This is a genomic window from Aeromicrobium changchenzhani, from assembly GCF_057586615.1.
This window is the reverse complement of record NZ_CM172480.1, coordinates 723,582-741,942: the sequence shown is the minus strand read 5'-3', so window position 1 is coordinate 741,942 and position 18,361 is coordinate 723,582. Positions and strand designations below refer to the sequence as shown.

Annotated in this window: 17 protein-coding genes; 4 read left to right on the top strand and 13 right to left on the bottom strand. The window is 61.5% G+C overall.

Annotation, left to right across the window (positions count from 1 at the left end; all coding sequences use genetic code 11):
• Nucleotides 1-70: 70 nt before the first annotated feature.
• Nucleotides 71-1,066 (bottom strand): hypothetical protein, encoded by a 996-nt coding sequence (locus AC2YB9_RS03840; RefSeq protein WP_487267437.1) that lies wholly within the window; start codon nucleotides 1,064-1,066, stop codon nucleotides 71-73.
• Nucleotides 1,067-1,136: 70 nt separating this feature from the next.
• Between AC2YB9_RS03840 and AC2YB9_RS03835 the strand changes: the two genes are divergently transcribed.
• Entirely contained in the window at nucleotides 1,137-1,544 is a 408-nt protein-coding gene (locus tag AC2YB9_RS03835) for a DUF2530 domain-containing protein (RefSeq protein ID WP_487267436.1), read from the top strand.
• Between the two features lie 24 nt (nucleotides 1,545-1,568).
• Here AC2YB9_RS03835 and AC2YB9_RS03830 read toward each other — a convergent pair whose 3' ends face one another.
• On the bottom strand, nucleotides 1,569-2,315 hold the full coding sequence (locus AC2YB9_RS03830) for a DUF3027 domain-containing protein (RefSeq protein WP_487267435.1): 747 nt from the start codon (nucleotides 2,313-2,315) through the stop codon (nucleotides 1,569-1,571).
• Nucleotides 2,316-2,412: 97 nt separating this feature from the next.
• On the opposite strand from AC2YB9_RS03830, the gene AC2YB9_RS03825 reads away from it, so the two are divergent.
• Nucleotides 2,413-3,807: an MFS transporter gene (locus tag AC2YB9_RS03825; protein ID WP_487267434.1), complete on the top strand. Its 1,395-nt coding sequence runs from the start codon at nucleotides 2,413-2,415 to the stop codon at nucleotides 3,805-3,807.
• A 66-nt stretch (nucleotides 3,808-3,873) separates the two neighbouring features.
• On the opposite strand, the gene AC2YB9_RS03820 is transcribed toward AC2YB9_RS03825, so the two are convergent.
• The 11 genes from AC2YB9_RS03820 to AC2YB9_RS03770 form a co-directional block, all read right to left on the bottom strand.
• A complete protein-coding gene (locus AC2YB9_RS03820) occupies nucleotides 3,874-4,269 on the bottom strand; it encodes a cold-shock protein (protein ID WP_487267433.1) in 396 nt (131 codons plus the stop codon).
• A gap of 205 nt (nucleotides 4,270-4,474) precedes the next feature.
• Complete coding sequence (locus tag AC2YB9_RS03815) at nucleotides 4,475-7,126, bottom strand: ABC transporter permease (protein WP_487267432.1); 2,652 nt, start codon at nucleotides 7,124-7,126, stop codon at nucleotides 4,475-4,477.
• On the bottom strand, nucleotides 7,123-7,857 hold the full coding sequence (locus AC2YB9_RS03810) for an ABC transporter ATP-binding protein (RefSeq protein WP_487267431.1): 735 nt from the start codon (nucleotides 7,855-7,857) through the stop codon (nucleotides 7,123-7,125). Before AC2YB9_RS03810 ends, AC2YB9_RS03815 begins: the two co-directional genes overlap by 4 nt.
• Complete coding sequence (locus AC2YB9_RS03805; RefSeq protein ID WP_487267430.1) at nucleotides 7,854-8,399, bottom strand: PadR family transcriptional regulator; 546 nt, start codon at nucleotides 8,397-8,399, stop codon at nucleotides 7,854-7,856. The genes AC2YB9_RS03810 and AC2YB9_RS03805 overlap by 4 nt, the downstream gene beginning before the upstream one ends.
• A 66-nt stretch (nucleotides 8,400-8,465) precedes the next feature.
• The gene (locus AC2YB9_RS03800; RefSeq protein ID WP_487267429.1) at nucleotides 8,466-9,485 is read right to left on the bottom strand and encodes a YihY/virulence factor BrkB family protein; all 1,020 of its coding nucleotides are present in this window, start codon (nucleotides 9,483-9,485) and stop codon (nucleotides 8,466-8,468) included.
• On the bottom strand, nucleotides 9,469-9,870 hold the full coding sequence (locus tag AC2YB9_RS03795) for a type II toxin-antitoxin system PemK/MazF family toxin (RefSeq protein ID WP_487267428.1): 402 nt from the start codon (nucleotides 9,868-9,870) through the stop codon (nucleotides 9,469-9,471). Before AC2YB9_RS03795 ends, AC2YB9_RS03800 begins: the two co-directional genes overlap by 17 nt.
• A 41-nt stretch (nucleotides 9,871-9,911) precedes the next feature.
• Nucleotides 9,912-11,507, bottom strand: a complete 1,596-nt coding sequence (locus AC2YB9_RS03790) for an AMP-binding protein (RefSeq protein ID WP_487267427.1) — start codon at nucleotides 11,505-11,507, stop codon at nucleotides 9,912-9,914.
• 89 nt (nucleotides 11,508-11,596) lie between these two features.
• The gene (locus tag AC2YB9_RS03785) at nucleotides 11,597-12,883 is read right to left on the bottom strand and encodes an AfsR/SARP family transcriptional regulator (protein WP_487267426.1); all 1,287 of its coding nucleotides are present in this window, start codon (nucleotides 12,881-12,883) and stop codon (nucleotides 11,597-11,599) included.
• 39 nt (nucleotides 12,884-12,922) lie between these two features.
• On the bottom strand, nucleotides 12,923-14,161 hold the full coding sequence (locus tag AC2YB9_RS03780; RefSeq protein ID WP_487267425.1) for a sugar ABC transporter permease: 1,239 nt from the start codon (nucleotides 14,159-14,161) through the stop codon (nucleotides 12,923-12,925).
• A complete protein-coding gene (locus AC2YB9_RS03775; protein ID WP_487267424.1) occupies nucleotides 14,158-14,985 on the bottom strand; it encodes an ATP-binding cassette domain-containing protein in 828 nt (275 codons plus the stop codon). The genes AC2YB9_RS03780 and AC2YB9_RS03775 overlap by 4 nt, the downstream gene beginning before the upstream one ends.
• Nucleotides 14,986-15,075: 90 nt before the next feature.
• The gene (locus AC2YB9_RS03770; RefSeq protein WP_487267423.1) at nucleotides 15,076-16,146 is read right to left on the bottom strand and encodes a sugar ABC transporter substrate-binding protein; all 1,071 of its coding nucleotides are present in this window, start codon (nucleotides 16,144-16,146) and stop codon (nucleotides 15,076-15,078) included.
• A gap of 169 nt (nucleotides 16,147-16,315) precedes the next feature.
• Between AC2YB9_RS03770 and AC2YB9_RS03765 the strand changes: the two genes are divergently transcribed.
• Nucleotides 16,316-17,467 carry an ROK family transcriptional regulator gene (locus AC2YB9_RS03765; protein WP_487267422.1) on the top strand — a complete coding sequence of 384 codons (1,152 nt, stop codon included), beginning with the start codon at nucleotides 16,316-16,318 and terminating at the stop codon, nucleotides 17,465-17,467.
• Nucleotides 17,468-17,504: 37 nt separating this feature from the next.
• On the top strand, nucleotides 17,505-18,347 hold the full coding sequence (gene kynA / locus AC2YB9_RS03760; protein ID WP_487267421.1) for a tryptophan 2,3-dioxygenase: 843 nt from the start codon (nucleotides 17,505-17,507) through the stop codon (nucleotides 18,345-18,347).
• Nucleotides 18,348-18,361 lie beyond the last annotated feature (14 nt).

Genomic DNA, 18,361 nt, shown 5'->3' with positions numbered 1-18,361 from the left:
GGGGCTGTCGTCAAGTCAGCATGCCAGAACGTGGGCAGACGTATGACGTTAACCCCGATCTATACTGCTGTCAGCGGCGCCGTGTCGCCAATACCGCGCCCACCGCGATCGCCGCCACGAGCGCGCCGCCGCCGTACCACCAGACGTGGTTGTCAACCGCTGTCCCCGCCCCGTCATCGCCTTTGTCCGCAGTTATTCGCTGGGTGTTACTCACGGCCGAGGTGTCCAGAGCGACCCGGACCAGTTGGGAGTTCTTGCCCTCGCTGCCGATCAGAACGCTTGTCCCATCTGGCTCAACGACCAAGGTCTCGCCCTGCCGCTGCAATGGAAGGACGGTCGAGCGTACGAGCTGCCACGTCTTCGCGGCATAGACAGTCATCGCGAAATATGACCGCACCACCGCGAATTGGCCATCGGGAGTGAATGCGCCATCGGTTGCAATCGCCGGCATCACCGCACCCTTGACTCGAACCGCTGTCGCCGACGTCCCTTCAACCGTGATGCGGAACAGCGGCGCTTTTGCACCCTGCTTACCCACGAGATATTTGTCGCCGTTGCGGGGATTGATCAGCAGGGATTCAACATTGTGCGAGGCGCCACTGGGATAGGTCACGGGGTATCGCGTCGCCATGACGCTATGATCGCCGGGCCCTGGTTCAGGTAGCGAATAGAGCGCTTGATCCTGCCGGTTGGCCAAATTGTCGCCGGTGTCGGCGATCCAGAGATTTCCCTCCGGATCGATCGACAGCGCCTCGGTGTCCCGCAGCACGCCACCGCCGACGGTCGTGGCGCCGATAACTTTCCCGCTCTCGACCTGCACCGCATACACGATCGGGGCATTGCCGGAGTCATTGATCGTGTAAGCAAGACCCGGATGCGCAATGCTCAGCGCGAGTCCGCTGGCTTCAGCCACACGCGGGTCGGTGATCGTACTGACCGTCGTCCCTGTCGCCGGACCATCGGACTCGGCACCCCTCGCCGCGCGCGCCAACGAGGTCAGAACGACAACGACCACCAGAACGATCAGCAGTCCTGGAATAAGCACTCGACGATAGCGGGGATTCATCGCGATTCAGCATGCCAGCATTAAGCAAGCAGTATGCGCCCGGCACCGGCCTGGCAGGTACGCTGATCGTGTGAGCGAACACGAGGACTGGAAGATCCACGACACGGACGGGCCTGCGACGATCGAGCGCAAAATGGGCCATCGCGAGCAGGAACGGCTTCAGCGCGCTGCTCGGCGGCATGAGTTCGGCCGGCCCGAACTCACCGAGATCGAATTAGGTAAGACGACCCACCGCGTCGCCGAAGTCCAACCGATGGATGTCGATGGCGTTCGCACCATGACCGTCGGGACGATAATCTGGGGCGTTGTCGCCGTCGCGCTACTGCCATTTCTCGGCAATCTTGAAGCTGACGGCCGGACCTGGTGGATGTGGACCGCCGTCGCTGGCTTCGGGCTCGGATTGATCGGGCTCGAATATTGTCGACGCCGCCGCAACGCGATTCACATGACACCGGGTCGGCGCCGCCGCCATCGCTGAGGTTCGCTCCAGTCGAGCGCGAGATCAGTTGATTTCGTCGATACTGAGCGTGTCGTGCACCGGCGGGGTCAACACCTGCGGCGCTGCCGATTTGCTGAGTTTTGCGCCCGAATGTGCACCACACCCATGTGCGTAGGCGACCGCTCGGCCGTCATCATTGGCCATCGCGTTGGCGCATACACCGAAGTTCAAGGACAACGGGCCCGCCATACGGACCAGAAAGCCACAGGTTCGGCATAAGCCGGGTGCCTGTTGGGCGATCGGTGTGTTGGGTCCTTGATCACCGTCATACCAGCGGTCGGCGGCCTGCTCACGACCGAGGATCGAGAGTACGAGTGGCCGTCCGATACCGATCTCTTTGGCTGCAGCGCGGTCCGCCGGATTGTCATCGTCGTCACCAGCGGACCAAGACGGCACCAGTCGGACGTCATCAGCCTCGGGTGGGAGAACGTCGCCCGGGCTCAGATCGCCCGGCTTGATCCGATCCTTGTATGGCGTCCAGACCGGCGCGATGATCGCTTCGCTACCGGGAAGAAGGACGACATCGTTAATCGTGACGTGATCGCTGTCGGGCGTACGCGTGATGCTTACGGCCCAATACCAGCCGACATAGCCCGGCTTCGTGCAGGCAAAAAGGTGTGAGGCGAAGCGTCCGCCGTCGTCAGTGACGCCGAGTGGCTCGCCCACCGAGGCGTGGCCAGCGGCGTCGAGGACCGTCGCGCGAGCGAGTTCGGTCGCGGCAACGAGGACGGAATCGGCGGAAGCAGGCATGGTTCAATTGTCGCGCATGTCGGTGTCATTGGAGTGTGTGGGGTATCACCGGCGAGGTAGCGACAACTCACCGCTTGTTCTGGTGCAGGATAGAGACATGGAGGAGCCCGAGCAGCAGTCAACCGGTCCGGTCGCTCCACCCAAGCCAACAAAAGCGAATACCGCGCGCCGAGCCGCTTCGGGAACGGGCCGTGTGATCGCTCGTGGCGGCAATGCTGCGTTCACTGGCGCCCGCCGATTCACCCATTCCGGTGGTGCTGGCGAGAGCGGATTTTCTCGCCTCCTCGAACTGCACGCGTTCAACACCGCCGGCGACGCCGCGGTCGCGATTTCACTGGCCGGAACGCTGTTCTTCACCGTGCCAACCGATGATGCCACCGGTCAGGTCGCACTTTTTCTCGTCCTGACGATGCTGCCGTTCGCGATCGTCGCACCGTTGATCGGGCCGTTCCTTGACCGTTTCCGGCGCGGCCGACGCTGGGCGATCGGTGCGACGCTCGCGCTACGCGCGTTCTGCTGCTGGGTATTAGCTGGCGCGGTCGTCGATGAATCTGCGACGTTTTATCTTGCCGCCCTCGGTTGTCTGGTCTCGTCCAAGGCATACGGCGTCACCCGCGCCTCCGCCGTGCCTCGGTTGCTGCCCGATGAGTTCACCTTAGTCAAGGCAAACTCTCGCATCTCGCTCACCGGGACTGCGGCAGCCGCTATTTCGGCGCCACTTGCGATCGGCGCCGCCGCAATCGGTGCGCCGTGGGCGCTGCGTTATGCCGCACTGTTATTCGTCCTCGGCACTATTTTGGCGATTCTGCTGCCAGCCCGGGTCGATTCGAGTCAGGGTGAAGAGCAGATCGAAATGTCTGACCTGATTGATGCACCACGCAAGGGACTCGTGATCAGCCATCCGGTTGTCAACGCACTCCGCAGCAATGCTGGCCTGCGGCTACTGACTGGCTTCCTGACCATTTTTATGGCGTTCACCTTGCGCGAGCCACCTGCTTCGGTCGGCTGGTCGGGCAACGCCACCATCCTGCTCGGCCTCGTGATTGGTGGCGCCGGAGCGGGCAGCACAATCGGCACACTGATCGGCTCGGTGGCTAAGCCGCGTCGGCCTGAGCGCGTCGTGGCTGCGGTGCTGATTCTGGACGCCGCAGTCGTCACGATCGTCGCGATTTTCTTCACCTGGTGGACCGCCGTGATTCTTGGGCTGGCCGTCGGATTGTGTCAATCGCTCGGCAAACTCAGCCTCGATGCGCTCATCCAGCGTGATGTTCGTGAAGATGTCCGCACCAGCATGTTCGCCCGCTCCGAAACCCTGCTGCAATTGTTCTGGGTCGTTGGCGGACTCATCGGAATTGGCCTGTTCACGATCAACGCCGGTCCACGAATCGGGCTGCTCTTGATGGCCGCGATCCTTCTCGGCTGGCTGGCTTTTGTGCTCAGCCGCATACGACTGCAAACGCCAGCAACCCAGTCCCCAAAATTTGGTGGATAAAGCGCCATTTCCCGTGATTTTTTAAGCAAAAACGGGATGATTCCCGCCAAATCTTGGGGAGTGGAGTTAGAGTTCGAGTTCGCTCGCGAGTGCGCGCAGCAAGGTCGCAGTCTGCTTCCCGGCCCTCTTCTCTGGGTGCCGGCCATGTCGGTAGCCTTCGCCGACCCCGTCGAGCAACACGATCAAATTCTCGACGATGACGGCCATGTCCTCGGGCGATTTGCGTCGCGCTTGGGACTGCGATTTGGACACCGAAGCAACCGGATCAAGCAGCCGCACCTGCAGAGCCTGATCACCCTTGCGGCCTTGGACAATGCCAAATTCGACGCGAGCGCCAGCCTTGAGCGCAGCTGTTCCGGCCGGCAACGCCTCAGCGCGTACGTAGACGTCCGGACCGTCTTCCTGGCTCAGAAAGCCAAATCCTTTGTCGGCGTCGTACCACTTCACTTGGCCCGTGGGCATGGCGTTCCTCTTCTCGGTGTTCAGCACGGTTTCTCCCTGCAGGGACAACACTAGTGTGAACCTCGCGCGGACCGAATTCCACTCCGCGCTTCACGCCGCGCCCGATCGGCTCGGCGCTCGTCGATTAGCACGAGGAGCGCTCGTTTGGCGCGCAATTTCATTCGACGATTGACTCTCATTGTCATGGATTCCCCCTGGATCGCTTTCAGTCGGCCAGTCTGCGAATCGTGATCGGATTGTTGCGGATGAATAGCCCCGACGCGCCAGCCGCGAGCAGCGGAACCAGCACCATAAGCACGGCGAATAGGGCCCACGGCAGGACGATCACATTCGTCCCGTTGCCCCCGTTGTAGGTCAGGGATCGGGCCGCAAGAATTCCGGGCAGGAGCCCGACCGCAAGACCAAGGAGCACGCCGATGACGGCGATCGTAAGCGCCTGGGCCGCGGCCATGAGCCGCCTCGTACGCGGTGCGGCACCGATCGAGTTGAGCGTCGCGAAATCGGGGCGAGCGTCGTTGAGTGCCAGACCCGTCGCGCTCAATGTCCCGATCAGAACGGCGAGTCCGCCCGCGATAGCAAGCACAAGCAGCACCACGTTATTCGAGCTTTCGTAGCCCCGCTCAATGGTGAATGAACTCACCGACCGAGTCACCGAGCTGGAGGCGGGCGCGAAGGCTGATTTGAGCAGCTTTTCTTGCGCGGGAGTGACTGTTCCGCTGATGCGTGCCTCGTAGGGTGCCGGCTCGATCCCAAAAGCCTTGGCCGTCGCTGGAGAGAGCACGAGATCAGCGGCAACTGGTTCAGGTCCGGTCGGTGTCTTGCCGAGGCCAAGATTGGCTTTAACGACCTCCACCGTATGGGCCGGCGTCTTGCCAACTTCGTCCTCGCTCGCGCCATCGGGTGAGTCTGACGAGATGACGCGAACAGCGAGCGTATGCCCCGGGCCAGTGTCCTCGGTAGTAGCGGCCAGAGCTTTGCCGTGCATCAGCGCATCGGTCTGGGCCGCAGTCAGATCGACACCCCAGGCTTGAAGAGTTGCTGGATCTGCCACCGCGATCTGCGCGACCGTGTTGCGGTCCACGAATGATGCATCGTAGGAATAGAGCCCCTTCCAGTCGCAATCATCAGAATTGGTACAGCCCGGCTTACGGACATCGACCGATTGGTTTTCGCTCGCGCCGGCAGTGAGCAGCGGTGTCAGGGTGCGGCCTGGGATGATCGATTGGACTTTCGCACTGACCGACCCAAAATCGTCGCCCATATAAATCACGCCGACGCCATTGGGCACGGAGTAGGCATAATCCTGCCGGCTTTGCTGGTCGTCGCTGCTTCCGCCGATGCCAAGCGCAACGACGCCCGCCACGGCAGCCATGACCGCAGCGATCGCCGGAGCGCTTCGTGCAGTGTGCCGTGCGGTGTCGCGCAGCGAGAGACGCAACGACAAGGGCAGTGTCGGAGCCAGCCTGGCGATCAGGCGGATCAGCGTCGGGGTCAGGAACACAACACCAACCACGACCAAGATCGCGCCATAAGCGATACCCGTCTCGGTGTTGTCACCGCGTGAGGCACGCAGCGACACATACACGCCAGCGATCGTCAGAATCAGTCCGAAGAGGGGCCAGCCCGATCGTGCACCGGCCTCGATCCGCCGGCCGGCCAACACGGTCGGGAGCGGTTCGCGGCTCACCTGACGCGCCGGAGCGTACGCGGCGATCATCGCGGCAGTAGCGCCGAGCAGGACCGTCACCACGGACAACAGGAAGGACCATTCGAACGGGCCGAATGCATCCCGCAGGGCCGGAATGCCCAGCCCATAGATGATTCTCGAGACCGCAAGGCCAGCGGCAGCGCCGATGACGCCAGAACCCAGGCCAAGAACTGCTGCCTGGGCGATGACGACGCGACGGATATCACGCGGAGATCCGCCCGCCGCCGCGATCAAAGCCAGCTCACGGCGTTGGCGTCGGACCCCGACGGCGAACGCCGGCCCGGCTAGCAGCACCACCTCGATCATGATCGCGATAACGATGATGCGAACGAGGGCGGCATTAGGGCCGAGGTCGATAGCCGGGGAGTTGTCGAACAGTGCACGCGAGGCGACGAGAAAGCCTTGTTGGTTCAGTGCTTTGACTTGATCGCGCGTGACCGGGGCCTTGCGATCGATCAGAAATTGCACACTCTGCGGATAAGTCCGGCCGGGTGTCGCCGCGAGCGCCGTCGTCGGGAGCACGGCGGCATCGAATTCACCCGAGTTCTCAACCGGTGACTCGATCCGGCCAATTCCCACGATCGTAAGATTTGTGCCGTTATCAAGCTGAATCTTGTCACCGATACCATAGTGCGGATCGGCGGCGATGGCTCGGCTGACGATCACCTCGTTCGCGGCTGCTGGCAGACGACCGTCGTCCGCAGTGACGAGTCCGCGGGTGCCGGGTCGAGTCAAGTCGACCTGAAGAACACCGAAGCGGCCATCATCGCTGCCTTTGACTCTGACAATTGTGTTGTTGACCGGAATCACCGAAGCGTCGGCCAGTTGAGCCAATTTTTCTCCGACATCATTGATCTGCTGTTCGGACGGGGTGCTGTTGTTCTGCATTGAGAGCAAATCGCCGCGGTCGTTCTGACTGATCGGTTTGGTCGACTGATAGATCACGCTGGCTTGGGTCGACCCCATCGTCGACGCGATGCTCTCGCGCGGCGAAATCTCGCTCGTCAAAACAAGCGTCGTCACCATCACCGTCAGCAGCACGGGGGCGCCAACCATCACCGCGACGAGAGCGCTCCGCCCCTTGGCGCGGGTAATGCTGCGAACCGCGAGTCGCAGCGAAGCCCGCCAGACCGGAATGAACCTGGTCATGCCGTCTCCGACTTGATGCTCAGGACTGGCCTGCCAGTCTCCCCCGACGAATGTGTCGAATCGGTGACCTGACCGTCACGCAAGAAGATCACGCGGTCGGCCCACGCTGCATGGCGAGCCTCGTGCGTGACGAGGATGCCGGCTGCGCCTGCGTCGATGCGTTCGCGCAACGCTTTGAGTACCGACTCGCCGGTCTGTGAGTCGAGCGCGCCGGTGGGCTCATCGGCCAGCAGTACCTTGCGAGGCCCGACAAGTGCCCGTGCGATCGCGATTCGCTGCTGCTGTCCGCCCGAGAGCTGATCGGGGAAACGGCCAGCGAGGTCAGCCAAGCCAACACTGCTGAGTGACACCATCGCCTCATCCCGGGCCGCACGGGTGCCGGTCCCGTCGAGCTCAAGCGGAAGAGCGACGTTCTCCACCGCGGACAGCGAGGGGATCAGGTTGAGATCCTGGAAGACATAGCCAAGGCTGCGCCGACGGAGCTTGGCCAGCGCGGCAGCACCGAGTCCAGTCACTGACTGGCCAAGGATCATGACTTCACCGCCGGTTGGCTGCTCCAGACCGCCGGCCAGCGTCAACAGGGTCGACTTGCCAGAGCCCGAAGGCCCCATGATGGCAACAAGTTCACCCTCGGAGACGGTCAGGTCGATGTCCGACAGTGCACGTACGCGGGTGGCCCCATCGCCGTACGACTTGCCGGCCTTCATCATCTGGATGACTGGATTGCTCATGCTTTCGCCCCCGAAGTGCGTTGTGCGGCGGCTTTGCTGACGATCGTCTCCACGTGATCGAGCCACCGGGTCTCGGCCTCGGCGGTGAAGGAGAGTTTGTCGACGACCAACTGCCACGCAAGATCACCCTCCGCCTCGGCCTGTTTCTTGAGCTTGGTGAGATCCTGCAGGTGTTGGATTGTCGTGACGCGCTGCGTCTGGATGATGTCCTTGACATCAACATCAGCGAGCGACACGGCGAGCGCCAGCTTGATCGCGAGCTCGTCGCGCGAGTCGTCGCCCGAATCGACCGGCGAGCGCCACCAATCGCGCACCTCGCCAGCACCGGTGCCGGTCAGCTGGTAGGCGATACGGCCCTCTGCATCGGGCTCACCGGCGGTGAGAACCAGACCATCGCGTTGCAGCCGCGAAAGGGTTGTGTAGACCTGCCCGACATTGAGCGGCCAGGTGCCGCCGGTGCGCTTCTCAAACTCCGAGCGCAGCTGAAAGCCATACATCGGGCCCTCACTCAAAAGGGCCAAAATTCCGGAACGAACTGACACAACGAACTCCTACATACTCGGTATACGCCTACTATGTATACCGAGTATGTAGTCAAAGTGCAAGCATCATTTTGGCGGAGCCTCGGGCGGTTCTTGCTCCGCTTTGTCGAACCTCACCTCGACGGACTGGAAACCCTTGTGCCGCTGGGACTTGGCATAGCTCGAATAAGCCCGCTGGTCGGCCGCAGTCAGCGACACATTGTCCGTGAACGGGGTCAGCAGTGCCCGTGGATAGAGCTTGCGCCGAAGCACCACATTGAGCTCCAAACCCAACACCGCCATGACCGCCGCGACATAGACGAACGCGATAAGGCCGAGGACGAGCGCGAAGGTCGCATTCATCTCATTGGCCTTGCTAATCACATTCGTGACGTAGGTGTTGCCGATGAACTGCAACAGTTGCCACATGACGGCTGCGGCGAAGGCACCGGGGAAGACCGACCGGATGCCGGCCCGCCCCCAACTGACCAGCCGAAACAGGCCGACGAAGATCACGACGCTCAGAACGAAGCCAGCGAACCGGATGACAATACCGAGTTCACTCGACATGCCGCCGCCAAAGCTGCCCGGATTGGCCAACAACGAGGTCACGATCGCAACGGCGAGAATCCCGACCCCACCGATGACGAGGAAAATGATCGAGCGGAAGCGCATAAGGAAAGGATTGGCCCGGCTGTTGCGTGGCACCGACCACGCCACGTTAGCCGCGTTCTGGCACGCCTGGCCGAGCCCCATAGCGCCATAGGTCGCAACGACAACACCGACGACGATCGCGGTGGTGCTGCCGTTCAGCCCCTCGGGCCGGCCGAGCTGATCGCCGATGATCGGGAACTGGCTGAGCGCAGAGTTGAGCAACCGATCACGCAGATCGGGATCGTTCTGCAGGAAGAATCCAAGGATCGAGGAGCCCAGGAGTAGCAGCGGGAAGATCGCGATGAAGGCGTAATAGGTGATGATCGCAGCTAGATAAGCACCTTGGTCGTCAAAGTATTTGTAGATCACCGCGATCGGGAAGCCGAGCACTGGGTGGTTGCGCTGGAAGCGGTCGACCGGGTTAATTTCGACGGCTTTAATTTCGCTGGACATCGAACACTTCAGGTGTTCGACGACGCACCTCGGCGATTACGGTGTCATAGCGCGCTTCGTCAAGAACCGCGCCCTCCCGCCGGATCGCGGCGGGGTCAAGCGGGATCAAGCGATTGGTCCGGACCTCGCTGAGCCGCCCCTGGGAATCCCAGCTACCCGAGCCGATATCGCACCAATAACGACCGGAACGTTCCTCTTGATCCTGATCGCGATCATGGTCTTTCGAGGTCAACATCAGTCCGATCAGGTGATCATTGTCTCTGGCGATGATGAGCACCGGCCGGTCCTTGCCTTGGGATGGATCATCCTCGTAGGGAACCCAAGCCCAAACGATTTCGCCGGGATCGGGCTGATCGTCCGGTTTGGGCGCATACGTTGTGTCCACGAAGGTTAGCCTGCCACAATCGTGCCCGAATGCTCGGTAGGTTAGCTGAATTCTGGCAGTTCTCGCTTCATAACTTTGCCGGTTGGATTGCGCGGCAGGTCGTCGAGGAACAACAGCTTGCGCGGGACGGCGAAACGAGCGACCCGCTGCTTGGCATACTCAATGATTTCGGCCTCGGTGATCGTCCGCCCCTCGCGTACGACGATGTAGGCGGCAAGGCATTGTCCCCAATCTTTGTTCGGTACGCCGACCACGACGACATCGGCAACCGACGGATGGTCGATCAGCACGTCCTCGAGCTCGCGCGGGAAGACATTCTCACCGCCGGAAATAACCATGTCGTCATCGCGGCCCGACACAAACAGTCGCCCCTCGGTATCGAAATAGCCCAGGTCGCCGGTATTCATCAGGCCATTGGCAAACGCCTTCGTATTGCCATCGGTATAGCCGCCGAATGGCATGTCGTTGCCGACGTGGATGACCCCGGTCTCGCCCTGCGCCATCTCATTACCGTCCGCATCGAGAATCACGACTGTCGTCCGGTACGGCGGCGTGCCCGCGGTGCCCGGCGCAGCACGCAACTGTTCAGGCGAAGCAATCGTGACCCAGCCGGTCTCGGTCGCGCCGTAGAAGTTGTAGATCGAATCGGTGTAAAGGTCCATGAAATGGGTCGCCAACTCACCGGCGAGTGCCGAGCCACTACTGGCGGTGACCCGCAGTGAACTCGTGTCGGTGGCCTTTCGGATCTCTGGATCGATGTCGACAAGCCGTTGGATCATCAGCGGCACGACAACCAGCACATCAGCCCTGTACGTTTCGATGTCTTTGATCGTCTGCACCGCATTGAAACGGCGACGCAATACATACGTCGGGACGGTCGACAAGCCGAAGCCGAAGTTGATGAGTCCCCAGGAGTGGAATAACGGCGCCGCCAGAACGACAGTCTTGTTGCCGCGATAGGGAATCGAGCCGAAGAACGCCAACAGCGGCTTGAGGTTCTCCGGCTCTTCACGCTTGGCACCCTTGGGCAGACCGGTCGTACCGGAGGTGAAGATGATGATCGAGCCGTGACGCGCGGGTTTGGGGTGTTTCTTCGTCGGCTGGTCTTCCGACAACTCGATAAGGCTTGGCAGATCTGCCGGCTTTTGTGCATCGACCCAGCCGAGGATCAACTTCTCGCGGTCGACCTTCTCACCGACCGAAAGGAACTCCTCATCGAGGACAACGAACTTCGCGTCCTCGCGCTTGACGAGATCGCCCAATTGCGAGGCACTCGCCATCGTGTTGAGCAGGAGAATACGTCCGCCGGCCTGCATGATCGCCACCGCAGCAATCACGATGTAACGGTGATTGCGGGCAAGCAGCGCAACCGAATCGCCGGGCTCAAGGCCACGGTCTTTCAAACCCTGAGTGAGCTGATTTGCTTGGTCAGCGACTTCGCGCCAGGTCAATTCACCGGCGTCGTCAATGATCGCAGTCTGCTGCGGGAAGCGAGCGGCAGCGGCACCTACGGCGGACGGAAAGCCGGGACCCCATTTGCGCAATTCAAGACCGGCGGCAAGCAGCCGATGCGGTAGTTGCGGCTTCAAGAGTCCGATCTGGCGGAAGACTTTGACCGAATATCCCAAATCACCCATACGTCCTCCAGTTCACCTTTCGACCGTGCTCGACGTTATCGCGCACAGAATGTCGACAAAACTGTAACAGCGATTTGCACCTAGCCCCGTCAGCCGAGGTCAACATCGAGTCGGTCGCAATGCGCCACGACCTGCGCGTAGCGTGGCGAACCTTCAGGCAGGATGTCTCTGATCGCTGCCCAAATCTCATAATCATCACGCCCGTGGGCCGTGTCGGCAAAGGTCAGCATCGCATCGGCATCGCGATCGGCAAGCAACCTCGAACGTAGTTGCAGATGCAGGTCGGCGCGGAGCTGCTCGATCCCTGGCGCTACCGACATTGGCAGAACGGGACCGCGATAGGCCTCGACCGCTCGCCGGATCTGCCCCGAACCGAGGGCATCGCGTACGCGTGCGACGTCGCTGTCGACAGCATTGCCAAGCCGGTAGGGCCGAGACAACAATTCGACCGGTCCGAGAATCTGGCGGAGCCGCGAAAGTTCGGCACGTATCGTCACCGCTGCTTGTTCCTCATCGCTGAGCGCGACAGCCAGCTGGCCCGTGGTCAGCCCCTGCTCAGAATCGGACAGCAACAACAGGATCTCACTGTGGCGAAGGCTCAATCGGGTCGTCGTCGTGGCATACCGAAGCGTCGCCGCATGGCTTCCCAGCACGTCAAGCCGCGGCCCGGTCCAACCCGACGTCGCGATTTTGCGCTGGCTGATCTGCCCGGTCAGCCGATGCAGGCGGAGTTCGGCCTCGGCCGCTGCGACTGTCGCTCGTACCAACGAAAGGCTCTGCAATGACGCGACCTCGTGGCCGCCGGTCAGGTCGAGTACGCCGAGGATCGCGCCGGTATCGGGGTCGTGGATCGGGGCGGCCGAGCAACTCCAGGGGGTGACCTGTCGCGACAGATGCTCCGCACCAAAGATCCTTACGGCTTGATCGAGCTCGAGCGCAGTGCCCGGAGCGTTCGTGCCAACGACGTGTTCGCTCCAATCTGCTCCCTCAACGAAATGCATCGCCTCGGCACGTGTACGAAGGCCCGCTGAACCTTCAACCCACAGCAACTGTCCGGCCGCATCGCTGACCGCGACAACGTGACCGGCTTCGGCGGCACTCTCCACCAGCAATCGCCGGATCACCGGCATGACCGTTGCCAACGGGTGCGCCGCCCGAACCTCAGCCAACGCATCTTCATCCAGACGGATTGGCGCCTGAACCCGCTCAGGATCCAGCCCTAGGTCGAGCCCGCGCTGCCAGGATTCAGCGACGATCTGGCGAACGCCAGGGCTCGTCGTGCCAGTGGCGACAAACTCATCGTGCACCGCATACAGGAATCGCGTCAGCGCAGCCGGATCGGCGTCCTGCGAGGTGGCGAAATCATGGCGTCCCATCGCGCCAGACTACCGGGCAATGTGACCTCTGCCACTGGATCAGGCTCGACCGCTGGATTGTCGTGCCCGTCGCGACAGTGAATCGATCGTGACCGCTAGGAGAAGCACTGCGCCGGTGACCATGTAACGGACGTTGGCATTAACCCCGATCAGGTTCAAACCGCTGGTGATCGACTGCAACACGAGCATGCCGAACAGCGCGGCGTAGGTGGAACCACGGCCACCAAACAAGCTGGTGCCGCCGATAACCGCAGCCGCGATCGCCATGAGGTTGGTGTCGGTGCCGCCGCTGGTCTGCGCCACCGACTGGAGCCGTCCGGCAGCCAGCAGCCCACCGAGCGCAGCGAATCCCGAGCTGAGCGCAAACACCGACAGATAGGTTCGCTTGACCGCGATGCCCGATCGGCGTGCTGCTTCCTCGTTGCCACCGACAGCAAATACGTGCCGTCCCCAGGTGGTCTTGCGCAAGCACAAATCCACCACAACAACGGTCAGGACCCAGAACAACGGCATGTAGCCGATGCCACGGTCCTGATTGAGGTAGTACGCCAGATAGACAAGCCCGGCGATCATCAAAGCTGCACGGATCGCGACGCTGAGCATCGAGGGCGCCGACAGATTGGCCGCGGTACGTTTGCGGATCGACCAGGCGCGGAAGGCAAAATAGATGCCGCCAGCCAGCACCGCAAGAATGTATGACGCCAGATGCGACAGGAACTTGAAGTTGGCGAAGTCGATCAGATAGGAGTTCAGCGGCAGGTTGACGGTGCCCCGCTTGCCCAGGACGAATAACTGCAGACCGAGAAATGCCATCAGCCCGGCAAGCGTCATCACGAAGCTGGGTACGCCGAATGCGGTATAGAGCAGGCCGTAGAACACGCCGATCGCAACGCCCGCAGCAAGGGCGGCGAGCAGCGCAGTTGGCAGCGACCAGCCGTGATAGACCAACAGCACCGCGAGGATCGAGCCGCCGACACCGCTGACCGAGCCAATCGACAGGTCGATCTCGCCGAGCAGCAGGATCAGCACCACGCCGACCGCGATCATGCCGATCGTGGCTGAGTCTAGGCTCAGCTCGACGAGGTTGCGCGCGGACAGGAACTTGTCGTTCTGGGTTTGGAACACGATCCAGATGACGATGAGTCCAGTGATGACCGGCACCATGCCGAGGTCGCCGGAACGGACCTTGCGCATGAAGTCGCCGAACATGGCCTTCGGCGTCGCGCTCTGGACGAGTCGCTCGTCGGACCTGTCAGAAAGGCTGTGGTTGTCGCTCATTCATCCACTCCTTTGTCCAGCTCGACTGGCTGAATGGGCAACGGTTCATGCTCATGGGCGCGCCCAGCGCGCTGGGTGACGACGTTGTCAGAGGCGCCGGTGATCGCGGCAACGAGTTGTTCGGTGGTGACCTCGTTAATTTTGAACTCGGCACCATTGCGGCCGAGACGCAGAACATAGATCCGGTCGGCGACGGCCTGCACGTCGGCCATGTTGTGGCTGATCAGCACGACACCAAGACCGCGACTGCGCAGGCGCTCGATAAGGTTGAGGACCTCGGCTGTCTGCTCCACGCCGAGTGCGGCGGTCGGCTCATCGAGCATGACGACCTTGGGATTGCCGACGAGGCTGCGGGCAATCGCTACCGTTTGGCGCTGCCCACCGGACAGCGAAGCGATCGCAATGCGTACCGAGGGAATCTTGGCCGACAGTTGGCGCAGCAGCGTCCAACTCTGCTTCTCCATTTCGACCTCATCGAGCGCACCACCTGAGGTGAGCTCTTGGCCGAGATAGAGATTCGCCACCACATCAAGGTTGTCGCACAGAGCAAGGTCTTGAAACACGGTCGCGATACCAAGCGCTTGGGCCTGTCGCGGGCCATTGACCGTCACGGGGTTGCCGTCGAAGATCATGTCGCCTTCATCCGGTTGATAGACGCCGGCCATGATCTTGACGAGCGTCGACTTGCCGGCACCGTTATCGCCGACCAAGGCAACGACTTCACCGGGAAATACCTCGATTGAGACATCCTTCAGCGCTTGGACTGCGCCAAACCTCTTATCGATTCCGGCGAGTGTGAGCACCGGTGCAGTAGCTGTGACCATGTGGCGACCTTATTCCGATTTCCGCGTCGTGGACATGAACAAGGCCGGATGGCGACGAGTCGTTCTCGCCCCCATCCGGCCAAGGGTGTTCTAGTTGAGGCCGATCTTCTTGCAAGCGGCGGCGAAGCCACCGGTGCAGATATCGCTGACCTTGTAGAAACCGTCCTTGACGACGGTGTCCTTGATGTTGTCCTTCGTGACCGCGATCGGATCGAAGATGAAGGACTTGACGCCCTTGAAATCAGTCGTCCCAGTCACGTCTTTCTTATTGACGATGTCGACGGCAACCTCGGCGGCCTTGTTGGCCTCGGTGTTGATCGACTTGTAGATCGTCATGTATTGCTCACCTGACACGATGCGCTGGATCCCAGCGAGTTCGGCATCCTGACCCGTGATCGGCGGCATCTTCTTGACGCCAGCGGAGCGGAGCGCGGCGACAACGCCACCGGCCTGGCCATCATTGGCGGCATAGACGCCGGCAAGGTCGGCAGGACTGATGTTGTTGAGCTGACTGCTGGTGAACTTCTGTGCGTTCTCCGGGCTCCAGTCAGGGTTGTCGTACTCGGCGGCGATCTTCAAGTTGCTGGCGTCCAGAACCTTGTGCGCACCAGCCTTGAAGTCAGCTGCGTTGGGGTCGGTCGGCGAGCCGTTGAGCATCAAGATCTTGCCCTTGTCGTTAGTCGCCTTGACCAGCGAGGTGGCCTGCAGTTCGCCGACCTTCTCATTGTTGAACGACAGGTAGTAGTCCGCGCCTTCAACGAAGCGGTCATACGCAATGACCGGAATCTTCGAGGACTGAGCCGACTTGACGACGCCAGCGGCGGCTTTGCCGTCAACCGGGTCGAGCACGAGCACCGAGGCACCGTTGGTGATCGCCGACTGTGCCTGCTGCTGCTGCTTCGCGGTGTCCTGATCGGCGTTGAGGTAGTTGACCTTGCAGCTGGCGCAAAGTTCCTTGACCTTGGCCTCGAACAAAGGCTTGTCGAACGCCTCGTAGCGAGTGGTCTTGGTTTCGGGCAGGAGCAGTGCAATCGTTTTGCTGCTGTTCGCTGACGTTCCCGAATCACTCTTGTCGTTGCTGCTAGAACCGCAGGCGGTGAGTGCCGCCAAGCCGGTGCCAGCAGCGATAGCCAGAATGGCTACGCGCGTAATTCTCTTCACATTTCCTCCAGTGGCAGCGACGCGGTGCCCGCGCCGATCGTTGCTTGCAAGTGTTGTACCTCACAAGCTTATCGTCAAGTGTTGAACGTAAAAAGACATCAATTTGTATTTACTCGGATATTTACCCACATGTCTTGACGTCTACCGATGCGCTCTCTACTGTTTCGGTATGCCCGCTCCCGGCTCCACCGCCACCCTTCGCACGGCCAACCAACGCCGTGTCGTGAAGGCGCTACGTGCTGCCCCGGGGCGCGCACTGAGTCAGGCCGAGATCGCGCGCAGCACCGAGCTTGCCCCCGCCACGGTGTCCAATATCGTCAAAGGGTTGTCGGCTGCGGGATTCCTCGAGTTCGAGAGCGGCTCCGGTCGCCGCGGCGCCGTCATCAAGATTTCGCGCGGCGCAGGCCTCGTTGCCGGGGTTGATTTCGGCCACTCCCATCTGCAGATCGCGCTCGGCGATCTAGCCGGCGAGGTCATCTCGACAATCGCCGAACCACTCACTGGCGAACACGACCACGAGGTTGGGTTGAAGCTTGCCGGCGAACTACTCGACGCGTTGTTGACCGCCGAGGGTTGTGACCGTAGGGCGCTCAAGGCAATCGGTATGGGGTTGCCGGCGCCGATCAACGCTTCGGGCGTCCTCGATTCGGGCTCGATCCTGCCTGGTTGGGTCGGCATCAACGCGGCCGATTCGGCCAAACAAGCATTTGGCGTTCGCACGGTCGTCGACAATGACGCGAATCTTGGTGCGCTGGCCGAGTCAATTCTCGGTGCCGGCATCGGCCACGCGTCGATGGCCTATCTGAAAATTTCGTCGGGGGTCGGTTGCGGGTTGTTGCTGGACGGCAAGGTGTTCCGCGGCGGGCTTGGCACAGCCGGGGAGATTGGCCATCTCACGATCGACGACGATGGCCCGCTCTGCCGGTGCGGCAGTCGCGGCTGCCTCGAAGCGTACGTCGGCGCCGATGCTCTGACCAAACAATTCGCTTCGATTCAGGCCGGTCTCAGTGGCCCCGAATTGATCGCGTTGGCGGTCGGCGGGGACATCGGCGCGCAACGTCTGATCGAAGATGCCGGACGCTACCTCGGTCGCGCCGCCGCGGTACTCGCAAATGTTCTCGGGCTCGAACTTCTCGTCATCGGCGGCGACATGGTCGACGCGGGTGACCTGCTGCTTGACGGCGTACGCAACGGAATCCGTCGACACGCGCTCGAACCGGTCGCGCATACCGTCGAAGTCGTGCCAGCCGCGCTGGGCGCCAAATCTTCGGCGATCGGCAGCCTGCTGTTTGCGCTCGAAGCAGTCGATCTGCCGAGTTGAGCCAACCGATGCGGACTGCGGCACATACGGTGGAGCAATGACTGAGTCCTACCGACCAATTGAAGACGGTGTCGCGACCGATTTACGCGACGAGATGACCTACGCGAGTTATCTCCAACTCTCCACCCTGCTGTCCGCACAACAGCCGGTCTCGGAGAATCACGACGAAATGCTGTTCATCATCCAGCACCACGTGACCGAGCTGTGGCTCAAACAGCTGATCCACGAATTGCGGTCAGCGATCGCACTCATCGCAGCCGATGATCTGCCACCAGCGCTCAAAAGGCTGGCGCGGGTCAAAACGATCCAACGCCAAATGTTCGAGCAATGGTCGGTGCTCGAAACGCTCACGCCGATCGAGTATGCGCAGTTCCGCGATCAACTCGGCAAAGCCTCCGGTTTCCAATCGCCGCAGTATCGGACGGTCGAATTTCTCCTAGGCAACAAGAACGCTTCAATGCTCAAGGTCTTCGCGCACGACGAAGCCTGGCACTCGGCGCTGGCCGCCGATCTGGCTGCGCCGAGCCTGTATGAGGAGTTTTTGCGCTACCTCGACCGGCGCGGCTATGCCATACCGGCCGAGGCCATCGATCGCGATTTCAGCCAGCCGTATTCGCGCAATGACGGCGTTGTCGCCGCATTCAAGACCGTGTATGACGACCCGGATTCGCATTGGGCGGCATACGAGATGTGCGAAGAGCTCGTCGATGTCGAGGAGAGCTTCCAGCTCTGGCGCTTCCGGCACATGAAAACGGTCGAGCGCATCATCGGCTTCAAGCGCGGCACTGGCGGCTCAAGCGGCGTGAGTTTCCTGAAGAAGGCGCTGGACCTGACCTTCTTCCCCGAACTCCTCGAGGTACGCACTCATATCGGCAGCTGACCCGACCCCGCGAG